14 protein-coding genes and 1 tRNA gene are annotated in these 14,217 nt (G+C 28.9%); 4 read left to right on the plus strand and 11 right to left on the minus strand.

Going from position 1 to position 14,217, the window contains the following annotated elements:
- Nucleotides 1-24 precede the first annotated feature (24 nt).
- Nucleotides 25-456 carry a GNAT family N-acetyltransferase gene (locus PG912_RS04435; protein ID WP_275688622.1) on the plus strand — a complete coding sequence of 144 codons (432 nt, stop codon included), beginning with the start codon at nucleotides 25-27 and terminating at the stop codon, nucleotides 454-456.
- A 37-nt stretch (nucleotides 457-493) separates the two neighbouring features.
- Here PG912_RS04435 and PG912_RS04440 read toward each other — a convergent pair.
- Nucleotides 494-567: transfer RNA gene (locus PG912_RS04440), tRNA-Met, on the minus strand.
- A gap of 105 nt (nucleotides 568-672) precedes the next feature.
- Here PG912_RS04440 and PG912_RS04445 point away from each other — a divergent pair.
- A complete protein-coding gene (locus PG912_RS04445) occupies nucleotides 673-1,056 on the plus strand; it encodes an START-like domain-containing protein (RefSeq protein ID WP_260585302.1) in 384 nt (127 codons plus the stop codon).
- A 96-nt stretch (nucleotides 1,057-1,152) separates the two neighbouring features.
- On the plus strand, nucleotides 1,153-1,983 hold the full coding sequence (locus tag PG912_RS04450) for an aminotransferase class IV (RefSeq protein WP_275688623.1): 831 nt from the start codon (nucleotides 1,153-1,155) through the stop codon (nucleotides 1,981-1,983).
- Here PG912_RS04450 and PG912_RS04455 read toward each other — a convergent pair.
- The 10 genes from PG912_RS04455 to PG912_RS04500 form a co-directional block, all read right to left on the minus strand.
- Nucleotides 1,980-2,537, minus strand: coding sequence for a YqgE/AlgH family protein (locus tag PG912_RS04455; RefSeq protein WP_275688624.1), 558 nt, complete (start codon nucleotides 2,535-2,537; stop codon nucleotides 1,980-1,982). The two genes, PG912_RS04450 and PG912_RS04455, sit on opposite strands and share 4 nt — an antisense overlap.
- 91 nt (nucleotides 2,538-2,628) lie before the next feature.
- A complete protein-coding gene (locus PG912_RS04460; RefSeq protein WP_275688625.1) occupies nucleotides 2,629-3,378 on the minus strand; it encodes a LytR/AlgR family response regulator transcription factor in 750 nt (249 codons plus the stop codon).
- Between the two features lies 1 nt (nucleotide 3,379).
- A complete protein-coding gene (locus tag PG912_RS04465) occupies nucleotides 3,380-5,371 on the minus strand; it encodes a sensor histidine kinase (RefSeq protein ID WP_275688626.1) in 1,992 nt (663 codons plus the stop codon).
- A 105-nt stretch (nucleotides 5,372-5,476) separates the two neighbouring features.
- Nucleotides 5,477-6,562 (minus strand): hypothetical protein, encoded by a 1,086-nt coding sequence (locus PG912_RS04470; RefSeq protein ID WP_275688627.1) that lies wholly within the window; start codon nucleotides 6,560-6,562, stop codon nucleotides 5,477-5,479.
- Between the two features lie 28 nt (nucleotides 6,563-6,590).
- Nucleotides 6,591-6,806, minus strand: a complete 216-nt coding sequence (locus tag PG912_RS04475) for a hypothetical protein (protein WP_260585308.1) — start codon at nucleotides 6,804-6,806, stop codon at nucleotides 6,591-6,593.
- Nucleotides 6,807-6,954: 148 nt separating this feature from the next.
- On the minus strand, nucleotides 6,955-8,166 hold the full coding sequence (locus tag PG912_RS04480) for an NADPH cytochrome P450 oxidoreductase family protein (RefSeq protein WP_275688628.1): 1,212 nt from the start codon (nucleotides 8,164-8,166) through the stop codon (nucleotides 6,955-6,957).
- A gap of 60 nt (nucleotides 8,167-8,226) precedes the next feature.
- Nucleotides 8,227-9,129, minus strand: a complete 903-nt coding sequence (locus PG912_RS04485) for a PepSY-associated TM helix domain-containing protein (RefSeq protein ID WP_275688629.1) — start codon at nucleotides 9,127-9,129, stop codon at nucleotides 8,227-8,229.
- A gap of 18 nt (nucleotides 9,130-9,147) precedes the next feature.
- On the minus strand, nucleotides 9,148-9,621 hold the full coding sequence (locus PG912_RS04490) for a DUF2271 domain-containing protein (protein WP_275688630.1): 474 nt from the start codon (nucleotides 9,619-9,621) through the stop codon (nucleotides 9,148-9,150).
- A 25-nt stretch (nucleotides 9,622-9,646) separates the two neighbouring features.
- On the minus strand, nucleotides 9,647-11,131 hold the full coding sequence (locus PG912_RS04495) for an ankyrin repeat domain-containing protein (RefSeq protein WP_275688631.1): 1,485 nt from the start codon (nucleotides 11,129-11,131) through the stop codon (nucleotides 9,647-9,649).
- A 9-nt stretch (nucleotides 11,132-11,140) separates the two neighbouring features.
- On the minus strand, nucleotides 11,141-12,043 hold the full coding sequence (locus tag PG912_RS04500) for a DUF6607 family protein (RefSeq protein WP_275688632.1): 903 nt from the start codon (nucleotides 12,041-12,043) through the stop codon (nucleotides 11,141-11,143).
- A gap of 100 nt (nucleotides 12,044-12,143) precedes the next feature.
- Between PG912_RS04500 and PG912_RS04505 the strand changes: the two genes are divergently transcribed.
- Nucleotides 12,144-14,210: a TonB-dependent receptor plug domain-containing protein gene (locus tag PG912_RS04505; RefSeq protein WP_275688633.1), complete on the plus strand. Its 2,067-nt coding sequence runs from the start codon at nucleotides 12,144-12,146 to the stop codon at nucleotides 14,208-14,210.
- Nucleotides 14,211-14,217 lie beyond the last annotated feature (7 nt).

Below are 14,217 nucleotides of genomic sequence, written 5' to 3' on the forward strand. Positions count from 1 at the left end.
AATTTAAGATTTTAAAAATAAGAAATGATTAAGATTAAAAAGATAAAAGCAGAAGAAACTTATGCTATGCGATTAGCAATCTTACGTAATGAAATTGAATTACCATATAAATTCAAAGAGGATTTTTTTGAAGAAACATTTCATTTAGGTGCATATTACGAAGAAGAGTTGGTGGGAATCGCCACTTTTATGAAAAATAAAATGGAAGGTTTTGAAGAAGCGCAATATCAATTAAGAGGAATGGCAACGTTAGAAAAAGTAAGAGGTAAAGGTTTCGGAAAAGAGATTATTGAGGAAGCAAAAAAGATTTTAAGCAAAAAAGAGGTATTTATTTTATGGTGTAATGCTCGAAAAGAAGCAGTTTCTTTTTATGAAAAGCTATCTTTTAATAAGGAGGGGGAAGCTTTTGATGTAGTGAAAGTAGGGGTGCATTTTAAAATGTACACTAAAATATAAGCATAAAAAAAACTCAAACCGTTAAGTTTGAGTTTTGTAGCGAGAAGCAGATTTGAACTGCCGACCTCAGGGTTATGAATCCTGCGCTCTAACCAACTGAGCTATCTCGCCATTTTCGGCTGCAAAGATAGAACTTATTTGTTTTTAAGCAACAAATAAATGTGATTTTTTTTTAAAAAAATAAAGATATATATTGCCGCCTTAAGAAAAAAACAAATGAATAAAGTAAAGTTCGAATTAGAGTTTCCTATACACGCATCACCAAGTATGTTGTATAATAGCTTAGCAACTCCTTCAGGATTAGAAGAGTGGTTTGCAGATAGAGTGAATTCTCGAGGAAAATTAATCACTTTTATGTGGGACGATTCTGAGGAAGAGGCCAAAATATTAGCGAAAAAAAACAATGAACGCATAAAATTTAAGTGGGTTGAAAGTGAAGATGATGAAAGTTATTTTGAATTTAGAATAGAAGTAGACGCATTAACCAAAGATGTAGCGGTAATTGTTACTGATTTTGCTGATGATGAAGATGCTGTGGAAGAAGCAAAAATGTTGTGGGAAAGTCAAATTGAAAGCTTAAAAAATAGTATTGGAGCTTAATTTTTATCTAAGATATTAAAAACTCGACATTTTGTCGAGTTTTTTTATGGCTAATAATTACCTAAGCTGTAAATTTGCAATCAAATTTTTTGAGAGATGCTAAATTTTAACGGGAAAATAATATCAGCAAAAGAACTACAATTATCTAATGATAATAGAGCCTTTAAATATGGTGATGCTATTTTCGAGACGGTAAGAGTACTTAATGCGAAAGTTGTTTTTATTGAAGATCATTATTTTAGATTGATGGCATCAATGAGAATGTTGCGTATGAAAATACCGATGAAATTTACGCTTGAATTCTTACAAGAAGAAATTTTAAAGACTACAAAAGTACTTCCGAAGGCTGAAAATTATAGAGTCCGATTAACTGTTTATAGAAAAGATGGAGGATTGTATAATCCGAAATCGAATGAAATTGATTATTTAATAGAAGCATCTGAATTTAGTTATGTAGAAAAATCTAGTTATAAGGTAGATTTATTTAAGGATTTTTATAATTATTCGGGTTTATTATCAACCATAAAAACTACAAACAGAATGCTAAATACTTTGTCTGCTATTTTTGCTGATGAAAACGATTTAGATAATTGTGTGTTGTTAAATGAACGAAAGGGAGTTGTTGAAGTAACCAGCGGAAATGTATTTATAATAAAAGATTCAATTATAAAAACACCAGCTTTAACAGAGGGATGCATAAAAGGAATAATTAGAAAGAAAGTAATTGAAATTTTAGAAAAACATCCTGATTATACTATTGAAGAGACTGTAATTTCTCCTTTTGAATTACAAAAAGCAGATGAGGTTTTTATTACCAACGCTATTGTAGGTATTCAGTCGGTTACAAATTATCGAAAGAAGGAATTTAAAACAGAAATAACAAATAAAATAAAAAGTAGTCTTAAATTATTAACGATAACAGGTTAATTCATTTGAACATCGCTGGGAGCATTCGCCCAAATTTTATATTTACCACCTTTTTGAAGCAATTTCTCTTTCCATAAGCTTTTGTCATTACTTGTTAAGATGTTTGCATAGTCGTTTTCTGAAATAAACCAAGAATCAGTATTTAACTCATCTTCTAGCTGATTAGTTTCCCAGCCAGAATATCCTAAAAAGAAACGAATATCGGTAGGCTTTAATTTGTTGCCTATTAAAAGTTCTTTTAAAAGCTCAAAATTACCACCCCAATAAATACCATTAGCAACTTCAATGCTATTCGGAATTAACTCTGGTACTTTATGTATAAAATATAAATTATCTTGTTCTACAGAGCCACCTTGATATATTGTAAAATCACAATCAATTTCGGGTACTAAATCACTTAAAACATGTTCTAAAGGTCTGTTTAAAATAAAGCCAACAGCATTTTTTGAAGTATGTTCGGTTAATAAAATAATGGTTCGTTTAAAAGAACTATCATTTAAAATAGTAGGCTCTGCAATTAATAATCTGCCTTTTTCGGGTTTAAGTGCAACCATAATAATTAATTATTTATGTTACTAAAATAAGTAAAATTTAATAAAATTTTAACACAATTGTTAAAATATATAAAAAATAACAAGAAAAGAGTTATATTTTTTCTAATTTTAGAATAACTTCATTGCGTTTTCTAACCGATACAGGAATCGTTTTTTTATTTTTTAAAACTAAATAACCTCCATCTGATTTAATGAACTCTTTGATATACTGCGTGTTAATTAAATGACTTTGGTGTACTCTTATAAAGTCAAACTCTTTTAGCATGTCTGCAAAATACTTGAGCGTTTTGCCTACTAAAATTTTTTGATTATCGATTAAAAAGAACTCTGTATAGTTATTATCGGACTTACAACGGATAATATCATCTAAATTAACGACAATAATTTTGTCAGAAGTGCTTAAGGAAATCTTTTTAGGACGTTGATTCGGCTGATTTATCGATTGTTGTAAAACAGTTAATTGTTCTTTATCTGGCTTAATTTGAATTTTAGCTTTATTAATTGCGTTTGATAAATCTTCGTTTGAATAAGGTTTTAAAATATAATCGATAGCAGCGAATTTAAAAGCTTTAATAGCAAATTCGTCACTAGCAGTTACAAATATAATTTTTGAAGATAAATTAGGATGAATTTCAAGTACATCAAACCCAGTACCATCACCAAGCATGATATCTAAAAATAGAATATCTGGTTGTTTTTTTCTTAATAATACAGCTGCTTCTACCACACTTTTTGCGGTACCAATTATTTCAATTTCTTTATGATGCTTTATAATGTCGTTTTGTAACATTTTTAAAGCAGATGGCATATCATCAACAATAATAGCAGTTAGTTTACTCATGTTAAAAGTCGGTTTTTAAAGGGATTTTAAAAGATACTTTTGTTCCGGTTGGGTTCTTTTTTTCGATGATTTCATCAATACTAAAAAAGTTTTTTTTAGACAACGATCTAATACGTTCTTCGGTAATTTTAATGGCAACCGAATTATGAGAACTTGAATTTTTGTGTTTTTTTGATTGATGAATCCCAATACCATTATCAACAATAGTACATTGTAAAAATTGCTTTTTGGTTGAGAAATCAACTGTGATTTTTCCCGTTTTTTTTGTTTTAAAAGCATGTTTGATGCTGTTTTCTACAAAAGGTTGAATAAGCATTGGCGGAATTAATATTTCTTCAGAATCGATATTTAAATCTGTAGTGATTTGATATTCAAAAGCATTTGAATTCATTTGTTGTTCTAATTCGATATAGTTTTTTAGTACTGATATTTCTTCAGCTAAGCTTATTTCTTCTTGTCTAGAGTTATTTAAAACACCACGTAGTAGGGTAGCAAATTTACTTATCGTTGTATTTAGTTCTATTGATTTTCCTGAATTTCCTAAGGCTTTAATTCCGTTTAAAACATTAAAAATAAAATGCGGATTCATTTGTAATTGCAAGGCTTTTTGTTCGAGAGATAACAAATGATTCTCTAGTTGTAATTTTTTTACTTTAGCATTGTTTTTGGCTTTAATTTTTCGAATGTAAAAGAAAATTATTCCGATTAAAAAAAGTGTCGTTATGGCAATAATCCCCCATATAAACCAACTTTTTTGATGTATTGGAGTATCAATAAAAAAATGAAACTGTATAGGTGTGCTTGTTTTTTCATCAATTTTAGATTGTACTGAAAAAGTATAGTTTCCTGGATTTAAATAAGGTAAATCAACAGTGTTTTTGGTTGTCCAATTACTAAATTCACTATTTAATTTATAACGATATAAAATATTTTTCGGGTTATTTATATTCACCGTTTTGTAGGTAAATGAAATATGGTTTTTTGAAGGTTTTAATTGTAACGTTTTGTTGTACTTATTAATATTTATACTGTCTAAAGATTTGTAAACAACCTCGATATTTTGAAATGTAATTATTGGTTTTTTTTGAGTTGAAACCTCACTATTTAGCTTGTATATACCTTGGTTATTCGTTGCTATCCAAATATTTTTTTGTTGATCTTGAAAAACAGCATTTATTTGATTTGTTTTTAACGTATTGTATTTATTGATGCTTTTTATGAAGTTGAAATTTTTATCAAGGAGTTCAATTCCTTCATCTTTTGTAAGAATCCAAAATTGATTATTTATAAATTGAATACCTTTTATCTTTTTTAATGAACTTGTTATCGTTTTAATTTCACCGTTAACAATTAATTTAATGCCGTTATTGTAAGTAGTTGTAATGATGTTTTTTTTATGAAAGATAATAGAAGTGTAATTACCTAAATCTATTCTTTTTAAAAGAGTCGGATTAATTAATTTATCTAGTTTCCACAACCCTTTGTTGGTCGCAATCCAATAAAAAGAACCATCAAACTTTAAATCGTTTATTTTATTTAAATCAATCTGAAAATTGGTTCGAATGTTTGAAAGGAAATCTTCACGAACTCTAAGTATTCCTTTGTCTGTTCCTAAAAAAGTATGTTGCGATGTTGTTAATACGCAGTTTATTTTTTTGTCTTCAAAATTACGAAACTTATTATTTTTTCTGATACTTAATCCGTTATCGGCACCAATAAATAGCGTGTTTTTTGTAGCACTAACAACTGTTGTTTTATTTGAAATTAAGCCTTCTTTTTTGGTATAAGTAATAAAGTCATTTCCATCAAAACGAGCAATACCTTTATTGGTTGTAAACCATAAATAACCAATATTATCTTGAGCGATAGCTGTTACCGCTAAACTTGGTAATCCGTTGTTTAAATTATAGTTTTTAGGTGTGTTTAATTGCCCAGTTGCGTTGGTTGCAATCGATATGATGATAAGCAATAATAAATTCTGAAAAAATTTCATATAAACAAACTTAACTAATTTAAACGTCATCGCGATAAAGTATGTTAAAGTAATCTTTTAATATAGATTGCTTTACTTTGTTCGCAATGACGTTCCCCTGTATATTTATTTCATAGCATACAAACGTTTGTTATTTGTATCTGGTTTCAGGTGTTTTAAATCTCCATAAGGTTTTGTTAAGGGTTTTAATACGCATAGCACAGATGTTTTTCCTTTAATAAGTAATTTACTATCTTTTATTTTATAAGTCCATCTAAATTTTTCAACAGGAATATTTAATTTATTCATCTTTTTCATTAAGTCTTCATCATTGGCAATAAAATCCATAATTTCTTCTTGCATTACAAAAGTTGGAATTTCTTCATCCGAATGTAAATAATCAAGCTCTAAATTTACCGGTACGCTAAATTGTTTTGTGTATGGTTCACCAATATAACGTTCTCTTTCGTTTGTTAAAGCATCAAACCATTCGATCTCTCTTTCGTTTGGATATTTTTTAGCAATCTCTTTAGATAAATCTACTTTCCCTGGCGAATTAGCTGTTGGATAAAATACGTAGTATGGCGCTGCTAAATAATGATTCGAAAACTCGCCTCCAAATACATTAAAGTAAGGTGAAGCTACAACTTGCGGAACTTCATTCGCAGAAAAGGCTTGTTTTAAACTATTTAAAAGTGCTTCGTTTTTACCTAAGCCGTTTGAATGAAATACAATTTTTGTATCTGTGTTAATCACTTCTTTTAAGGTTGGTAAATTACCTTTAGCGATACTTTTTTGTAAAGATTCAGTTGTGATTTTTTCTCCGTTAATAACAGTTTCAAGATGCATTCCTTTAAAAGGATTGTTGTAATTAACAATGTGAATATCACCGTACGGATTTTTAGTTGCGTTATTGTTCATCCACGTAATAATTTCTTCTAACGAATATTCTTCATTTATAACACGATAGTTTTTTTCTTTAAAATAAGCCCTAGCACTGTCGTAAAACTTACTTTCATTTTTATCGTATCCGGCAATAAATACAATAGGTTTCCTTGAGCTTAAATTAATTTTGTTTACAGTTTCTTCTTTTTTAGCAATATTTCCCAGCTCTTGTGTGTCACTTTTTTTTGTTTCATTGCAGCTTGTAAATGTTCCGATTAGTAGTAGTAATCCCATTACCATTCCTACTTTTAAAATGTGTTGTTTCATAGGTATTGTTTTTAAGGTTATTATTTTGTTATTGTTGTAATATGATCGTCACGTTCTTCTCTAAGTTAAAATTTGTAGATAATTTATTTAAAATGTTTGGCAGGTTTCTGTCGCTAATCCACAACCCATTTTTTTGTTTTTCAACAGAAGCTATTAATCCGTTGTTGTTTATCTGTAATTTTAAGCTGTTATATTTGCTTAAATACATTTTTAATACTGATGAGTAATTGTTGTCTGACCACATAATATTTGTTTTATACAGTCAAAATTAGCGAGGAAGTAAGGTGTAATTTGAAGTTAATTAGAATTCGTAGTAGATAAATTAGAATTCGTTGAAAAATGAAGTTTTCTAAAAAGAACTTCTTACCTAAACGAGTAAATAAGAAGTTACTTTAATAACAATCGGTTTTAATTTGATTTGTTTTTTGAAAAGTACTTAAGGGAGTGTTTAATTGATGTAAAGAAATTTTTTCTAAAACTTTTATAACACCATTCATCATACTAATAGAGCCACAAATCATTATGGTTCCATTATTTTTTAATGTGGATGCAATTAAGGCTTGTTCCTTTAAAATAAGATCTTGTACGTATTCTTTATTTTGTTCTTTCGAGTAAGCAATATGAATATTTTCTTCATTTAAATTTGTTAAAAACGGCGCATACATTTTTAATGATTCTTTAGTTCTTGCTCCCCAAAATAAATGAGTTTTTAAAGGACTGTGTAACATCCCTAAAAAAGGTGCAATACCTGTTCCGTTGGCTATTAGAATTGTTTTTTTTGATTTTTCAGAAAAATGAAACGTTTTGTTTTTTTCAATTCTAGCAAGTAAAGTATTTGCTTTTTTAAGATTGAAAAGTAAATTTGAGCAAAACCCAAATTCGTGTTTTTTTACGCTTAATAAAATGTCATTGTCAATTTTACCTACAGAGTATAAACGCTTCACGTTATCATTTTTAGGAGTGATTGCTAATAAATCACCCGATGAAAACCGCATTTTTTTAAGAGGTCTTAAACGGATTAAAAAAGAAGCATCTGTATTTAATTCAGTAGTATTTATTACCGAAAAAACTTGCTGTTTTTTAGGTTCAACTAGTTTTTGTTTTAGTTGTAAGTTGATATTTGTTTTTTGAGACCATTGTATTCCCCAGGTTTTAAAATCATTAAAATTTTGATTGTTAATTTTATAAAGAGGTAAAACAGACGTAAAGTTTTTGTTTGTTTTTAAAGCATTATTAACATCAATAGCAAACTTGCAATATTCAGGATATGCTAATGAGCCAAAACCAACTATAGCATAATTTATTGAATTTGGCTGTTCAATTTTTTCAACTAACGTTAAGAAGTTGTTTGCATTTGAAGGAGGTTGTCCTTCTCCATAAGTTGCCGTCAAAACAATTAATTGGGTTGCTTTATTATAAGATGTGTAGTTGTTTAAATGGTCTATATAAACAGTTTTTTTATCAGTAATTAAAGCATTGTATAAAGAAGATGCAATACTAAAAGTACTGCCTGTTTCTGAGCCAACTAATATAATAATTTCTGAATTTTCTTTTTTAAACTTGTTCTTCGGTAATGAGCTTTTACGTTTTCTTTCTAACGTCATGGCAAAACCAGAATAGATAAAAAATAAAATAGCAAGACAGGATAAAAGTAAAATTATGGATCAAATAATAGTACCACGACCGGTATGTAAAAACAAACTCCAATCGGATAGTATTTGTGTTAAATGTAATTTTTTTGCACTAATTATTTCACCAGAATATTGATGAACAATCAGCTCTTTGGTTTTTAATTTTAAGAAAAAATAATCCTCGGGATCGTCAGAAAATGGAAATTCAATACTTTTAACTTCATTTAATTGAATATTTTTAAAGCTGGAAAACTCCTCAGGGGCAATTTTTTTATCTGAAGAAATATCTGAAAAATCAAAAGTATGGTTAATGTTGTTTTCTGGTAAAAGAGAAAATTTTTCTAGAGATAAATATACCCCGGTTACTGTAATTATTAATATAGGAATTAAGGTGAATCGACCAATAATTACGTGATAATATTGGTTAAAACCTTCCTTTACAACTTTAGTGAAGAAACGTATAATTCCGCCTTGTCTTTTAATGATAAGAATGCTTCCTGTTATAGTAATTAAAAATAGGAGGAAAGAGAAAAAACCAACTAAAAAACGACCAGTAGATTTTAAAAACAAAGAACGATGTAAATTGGTTGTCCATTTAAAAATAGATGATTTAGAAACAACACTACTTATTTTTTTACCAGTACTAGGATTAATGTAAAACGTTTCATTTTTTCCGTCTTTGGTAATTACGGCAGCGGTAACAAAATTATGTTCATTAACATCTAAAGTAATTACCTCTTCGTATTCTTTTTTTAATGAAGAAATTGTTTGAGAAAGGGAAACATTATCAGTAGTTACTGCATACGGTTTTAATTGATTCGATATCGGTTCGAAACTTAAAATTATACCGGTTACAGCAGCAATAAGTATAAAAATAGAGGAAGATATAGCCAGTGTTAAATGGCTATACCTCCATACAGAAGTAGTTAATTTCATTAAATGGTATTTTACTAATTATTGCGGAATCATGCGGATGTAACGTATAAATCCTTTTCCTTCAATCTTGTTTTTTACGTTTTCTGTAGTAAGTTCAAATTGAACATCGTCTTTATAATACTCTTGATCTTCTACGGCAGATTCAAATCTAATTTTATAACCTTTATTTAATTTGCTTTCCGGAATTTTAAGAATACTAATGGTTCTATTACCTCCACTAACTGTAGCTCCTGTTATGGCATCAATATCAGCTCTTTTTGTGCCTTGAAACTTCCACCATTCTGTTATGTCCGAATACCAATCTTCATCATCACCTTGTACATATAGCGTTTTTTCATATTCGCCATCTGGGTTTAATAAAGAAACTGTAATATAAGCACCTTCGCCTGTATAATTTTTTAATTGAATCATACATTTATAAGTAGTATCATCAGAAGTAGTAAAAGCCATCGCTCCGAAAGCCAAGAATAAAATTATAAGTGTTTTTTTCATGTCATTTATGTTTAATTACTTGAGTTTATTTTAAAAAACTGATATCGGTATTTTTTAGATTTTCATTTTCTTTAGCTAAATCATATAAAGTTTCATCAAAATCTGTTTTTACATTTTTGTCTGCTCCTTTGCTAAGTAAATGTTTTATGATTTTATGATCTTTAGCAATTAAAACAGCTTCTTGTAATGCTGATAATCCTTTTTTGTTTTTAGCATTGATATCAATTTTATATTCAGCTATAAAATTTAGCATAGCAATACTTTGTTTTTTAACAGCTAAATGAAATAAAGTATTTCCGTCTTTTTGCGTTTGTTCAACATTTAAACCTTTAGTTTTTAAAAGCGTTAGTTTTTGTTGAAATTCTGCTGTTTTTTTAGCATTGAAAGTTTTAAATAAGTAATAGTTAAGGTTATTACCTTTGGCGTCAACAATAGTAGTTTTGGCTCCTTTTTCTAATAAAAATTTAACAATCTCAGAACTGTTGCTTAAGCTATTTGTAAGGGCAGATTTTCCTTCTTTATTAGTGTGGTTAAGATTTGTAGTTTTTGATACTAACAACTTAATTACCTCTAAAGAGTTTCTTCTAGTTGCATTTATTAAAGGAGTATTTCCATTAACATCAGCTTTATTGATATCTATTCCTTTTGATATAAAATAATTAAAAGTAGCGATGTCTTTATTTCCATAAGCTAAATTATGAATAGGATTTTTACCTTGGTTATTAGTTATGTTAGGGTTGATGCCTAGATTTTCTAAATATTTGAAAAATTCTAGTGAATTGTAACCACTTCTAGAACCTCTTGAAGCTAACAAAAAGGCATTTCCACCATTTTTATTTAGGTTTTTATATGGGATTCCTTTTTTTAATAATAATTCAGCTATTTTTTTATTACCATTTTTGGCAGCATAATTAAACGCTCCGTTACCATCATTATCTAAACTAGTAAGTGACAATCCTTTTGCAGTAAAATAATCAACCAAGGTGAAATATTTTAAATTAGGAATTACTAGTAACAACGCATTAGCACCATTTTCGTTTACATCATTTTTAATATCGATACCGTTTTTAATAAGTACATCGTATATTTTTGTATTGGTTAGCCCTGCTGCCGCAGCAAAAGTTAACGGTGAAAAATTATGAGAATCTTTTAAATCTAGTCGCGCTTTATTATCAATAAGATGTTTAACTAATTCTAAATTTCCTTTATAAGCAGCCCAAAACACGTAGGTTCTTTTATCGTGTGTTAGCTTATTTACATCATTACCTTTTTGTTTAAGAAGATGTTTTATGCTCGTATTTGGTGCTTCAGCTAAAATAGCATTAGTAACAGCATCAAATCCATTAGATGTTAATACACTTGGATTATTATTATCTTTTATTTTTTGATCAATAATAGCAACAGTTGGTTTTGTTTTCCAGAAAGCACGATCCAAAAAAACGTTTTTTGTTTGTGCTTGTAGCATACTTGTAATGAAAACAAGTAAAAATGTAAATTGTAAATTTTTCATGTGTTTTATTTATTTTTTAACGAAAGATTCAATCGTTTTATCTATTTGTTGTTGCTCGGTTATTTGGTCTGAAAATAAGTGTTTGTATAATGGTTTGTTCTGTACTTTTTTCTCTAGAGAAAGATTGGTGTTTCTTCCATAAACTTCATCCCATTTACTTCTAACTAATAGCCATTTGTTGGTGTTTTTTTTCCACCAATCTTGCGATGCTTTACATTTACTATCAGCTACTTTAACATAAGTGTTGTAGCCTTTTTCATGTGCTAATACAATATCTTTAGTGTCTGCTTTTCTAATTATTTTCTTGTTATCTTGATCGTGTACCCAACCATAATTTGTAATTTCATGACGATTTCCTCTTTCGGTTACATTATAATCACTTCTTTTAGTGTATTCTCTACGAGGTAAAGGCGCATCAGTAGTATTTTCCCAGTAACTTTTTCCATCTACATGTACCCAAGTTCCTGAGCCTTCGTAACGCGGACTATCATCAACCTGATATACTTTTTGTGTCCATTGTTTTTTTACATCAGCTTTAGTTTTTTTCCCAAATAGCCAGTTATTATCTCCATTAAACATATAAAAGTCTTGATTTTGATAAGCCCAGTCTTGTCGCCAATGTTTTACAATATGTGGCTTTGCAGGATTACCTACTTGCAGTAAATGTTGAATTGATATGTTGTTTTTACCATCTTCAATTAATTGTGCCCATTCTAAACCTTTTGCAATTTTTGTTTTTGAAGGCTTGTATAAAGAATCTTTACTATTATTAAAAGTTTCCGCAAAATTAAAAGTCACTTCAAAACAACCGCACATTTTTTTTATTGCTGCTTTGTCTTTTGCTTTTTTACTTTGAGCATTTATTGTTAAAGCAGTTAATAATAGCATGCTTCCTAATAATACTTTTTTCATTTTATGATTTATTTTTAGTTGAATTAATTTTTTGACAAAAATATAAATTTTATTTAGATTGATTTAAAATAAAGAATATATTTGTCGAAAATTATTAAGAATGTTTCTAAATAGAAAAATAATAGGTTTTTTAACTTTTATAAGTTTAACTGTTTTTTCGCAAGAAAAAACAGTTAAAAATAACGAGACTCTAGAAATAAATGAGTTAGAAGAGGTAATTGTTACAGCAACAAGAACTAAACGACAGTTATCATCAATACCAATGCCTGTTACGCTAATATCTAAAGAACAGCTTGTGAAATCGGGTGCAATACGTTTAAAAGATATTTTGTTAGAACAAACAGGAATCGCTTTAGTTTCTGACTTTGGAGGCTCAGAAGGAGTCCAACTACAAGGTGTTGCGGCAGATTATACTTTAATTTTAATTGATGGTGTTCCGATTGTAGGAAGAACCTCTGGAAACATCGATTTAAATAGATTAACGGTTAATAATATAAAACAGATTGAAATTGTTAAAGGACCATCTTCTTCTTTGTATGGATCTGAAGCAATAGGTGGTGTAATTAATATAATTACCGAGCAGCCTAAAAATGATAAAGTAGAAGGTTCTGTTGGTTATTTAATAAAAGGAGGTGCTACTAACGAATTAGATATAAATACAAACGTTCAGTCGAAAAGAAAGGGGTTTGGTGTGGTTTCAGGAATAAATTTAAACTCCAGTAATGGTTTTGATTTATCACCTGAAACTGCTCCAAAAACAACCGAAGCACATCAAAATTTTACAGGAGATTTAAAGTTAAGTTACGATTTTTCTAATCTACTAAAAGTTAGTGTAGCGAATCGATTTTATCAACAAAATCAACATAAAAATCAACATAAAAATAAACAAACCGATTGGAATGTTAATGCTACAATTAATCATGAAATAAGCGATAAATGGCAGTTAGATTATAATTTTTACACCACAAAGTATAAGGCAGAAAGTGTATTTAATAATGATGAAACATTGTATAAACAAACTTTGCTACGACCAGAAATCAAATCGACAAATAAGTTTAATGACGGAATTTTGATTTTAGGAGTAGGAGCTAATTTTGACGCTTTAGAAAGAACTGAATTTAAAGGCACTAAAAAATACGATACACCTTATGTTTTTGGACAGTTTGATTTTAATCCTACCCCAAATTTAAATGTAATTATAGGTACTCGATTTGAAAATAGTAATCAATATAAATCAGCATTTACACCAAAAATATCATCAAGCTATAAAATTAACAATTGGCTTACTACAAAAGCGTCGGTAGGTTACGGATTTAAAGCACCTGATTTTAGACAGCTATATTTTAATTTTAGAAATTCCGCAAGCGGATATGTGGTTTTAGGAACCCAAACATTACACAATTTGTATGGTAATTTACCAGAAATACAATCCATAGAAAAAGAATTAAAACCAGAAAGTTCTATTGGGTATAACTTCGGATTTGAATTAAAACCAGCAGCAGGATTAAAAGTAAATATCAACCTGTTTAGAAATGATATTAAAGACTTGATAGATACTTTTGATACGCAATTAAATGCCTCAGATATAGGGTTGCCCGCTGGAACACGTATTTTTTCTTACAGAAATATCAATAAAGTATATACGCAAGGGGTGGAGCTAGAGGCGAATTATAAACTATCCTCTAATTTTAACATCTTAGGAGGGTATCAATTTTTGGATACGGGAGATAAATCGCAAGAAGATTTAATAAAGTCAGGCAAGGTTTTTTACAGAAGAACACCATTATCTTCATCAGAAAAAATGACAATTTCAAATTATTACGGATTACCAAACAGGTCTAAACACATGGCAAACTTTAAAGTTTTTTATGAAAACTATCAATATGATTTTTCTGCAAATGTTAGGGCAGTGTACCGAAGTAAATATGCTTTGTTTGATACTAATAACAGTCAAGGAATTATTGATGAGTATGACGATTTTGTAGCAGGAAATATGCAAGTAAATATTGCCATTCAAAAAACATTTTTTGATTTAATGAACCTTCAACTAGGTGTTGATAATATTTTCGATGAAAAAGGAACCGAAAATAAAAGCACCTTCAAAAATAACGATAGTGTTTTACGTTTAGGAAGCACTTATTATGGTAGAATCCAATTTAATTTTTAATATATAA

The sequence above is a fragment of the Tenacibaculum retecalamus genome (assembly GCF_027941755.1).
GTDB classification, from domain to species: domain Bacteria; phylum Bacteroidota; class Bacteroidia; order Flavobacteriales; family Flavobacteriaceae; genus Polaribacter; species Polaribacter haliotis_B.

Excerpts from the sequence above, each read along its gene's own strand:
- PG912_RS04495 (WP_275688631.1), bottom strand. The coding sequence starts at position 11,131 with ATGAAAAATTTACAATTTACATTTTTACTTGTTTTCATTACAAGTATG.
- PG912_RS04465 (WP_275688626.1), bottom strand. The coding sequence starts at position 5,371 with ATGAAATTTTTTCAGAATTTATTATTGCTTATCATCATATCGATTGCA.
- PG912_RS04435 (WP_275688622.1), top strand. The coding sequence starts at position 25 with ATGATTAAGATTAAAAAGATAAAAGCAGAAGAAACTTATGCTATGCGA.
- PG912_RS04505 (WP_275688633.1), top strand. The coding sequence starts at position 12,144 with ATGTTTCTAAATAGAAAAATAATAGGTTTTTTAACTTTTATAAGTTTA.
- PG912_RS04455 (WP_275688624.1), bottom strand. The coding sequence starts at position 2,537 with ATGGTTGCACTTAAACCCGAAAAAGGCAGATTATTAATTGCAGAGCCT.
- PG912_RS04445 (WP_260585302.1), top strand. The coding sequence starts at position 673 with ATGAATAAAGTAAAGTTCGAATTAGAGTTTCCTATACACGCATCACCA.
- PG912_RS04470 (WP_275688627.1), bottom strand. The coding sequence starts at position 6,562 with ATGAAACAACACATTTTAAAAGTAGGAATGGTAATGGGATTACTACTA.
- PG912_RS04450 (WP_275688623.1), top strand. The coding sequence starts at position 1,153 with ATGCTAAATTTTAACGGGAAAATAATATCAGCAAAAGAACTACAATTA.
- PG912_RS04480 (WP_275688628.1), bottom strand. The coding sequence starts at position 8,166 with ATGACGTTAGAAAGAAAACGTAAAAGCTCATTACCGAAGAACAAGTTT.
- PG912_RS04475 (WP_260585308.1), bottom strand. The coding sequence starts at position 6,806 with ATGTGGTCAGACAACAATTACTCATCAGTATTAAAAATGTATTTAAGC.
- PG912_RS04485 (WP_275688629.1), bottom strand. The coding sequence starts at position 9,129 with ATGAAATTAACTACTTCTGTATGGAGGTATAGCCATTTAACACTGGCT.
- PG912_RS04490 (WP_275688630.1), bottom strand. The coding sequence starts at position 9,621 with ATGAAAAAAACACTTATAATTTTATTCTTGGCTTTCGGAGCGATGGCT.
- PG912_RS04460 (WP_275688625.1), bottom strand. The coding sequence starts at position 3,378 with ATGAGTAAACTAACTGCTATTATTGTTGATGATATGCCATCTGCTTTA.
- PG912_RS04500 (WP_275688632.1), bottom strand. The coding sequence starts at position 12,043 with ATGAAAAAAGTATTATTAGGAAGCATGCTATTATTAACTGCTTTAACA.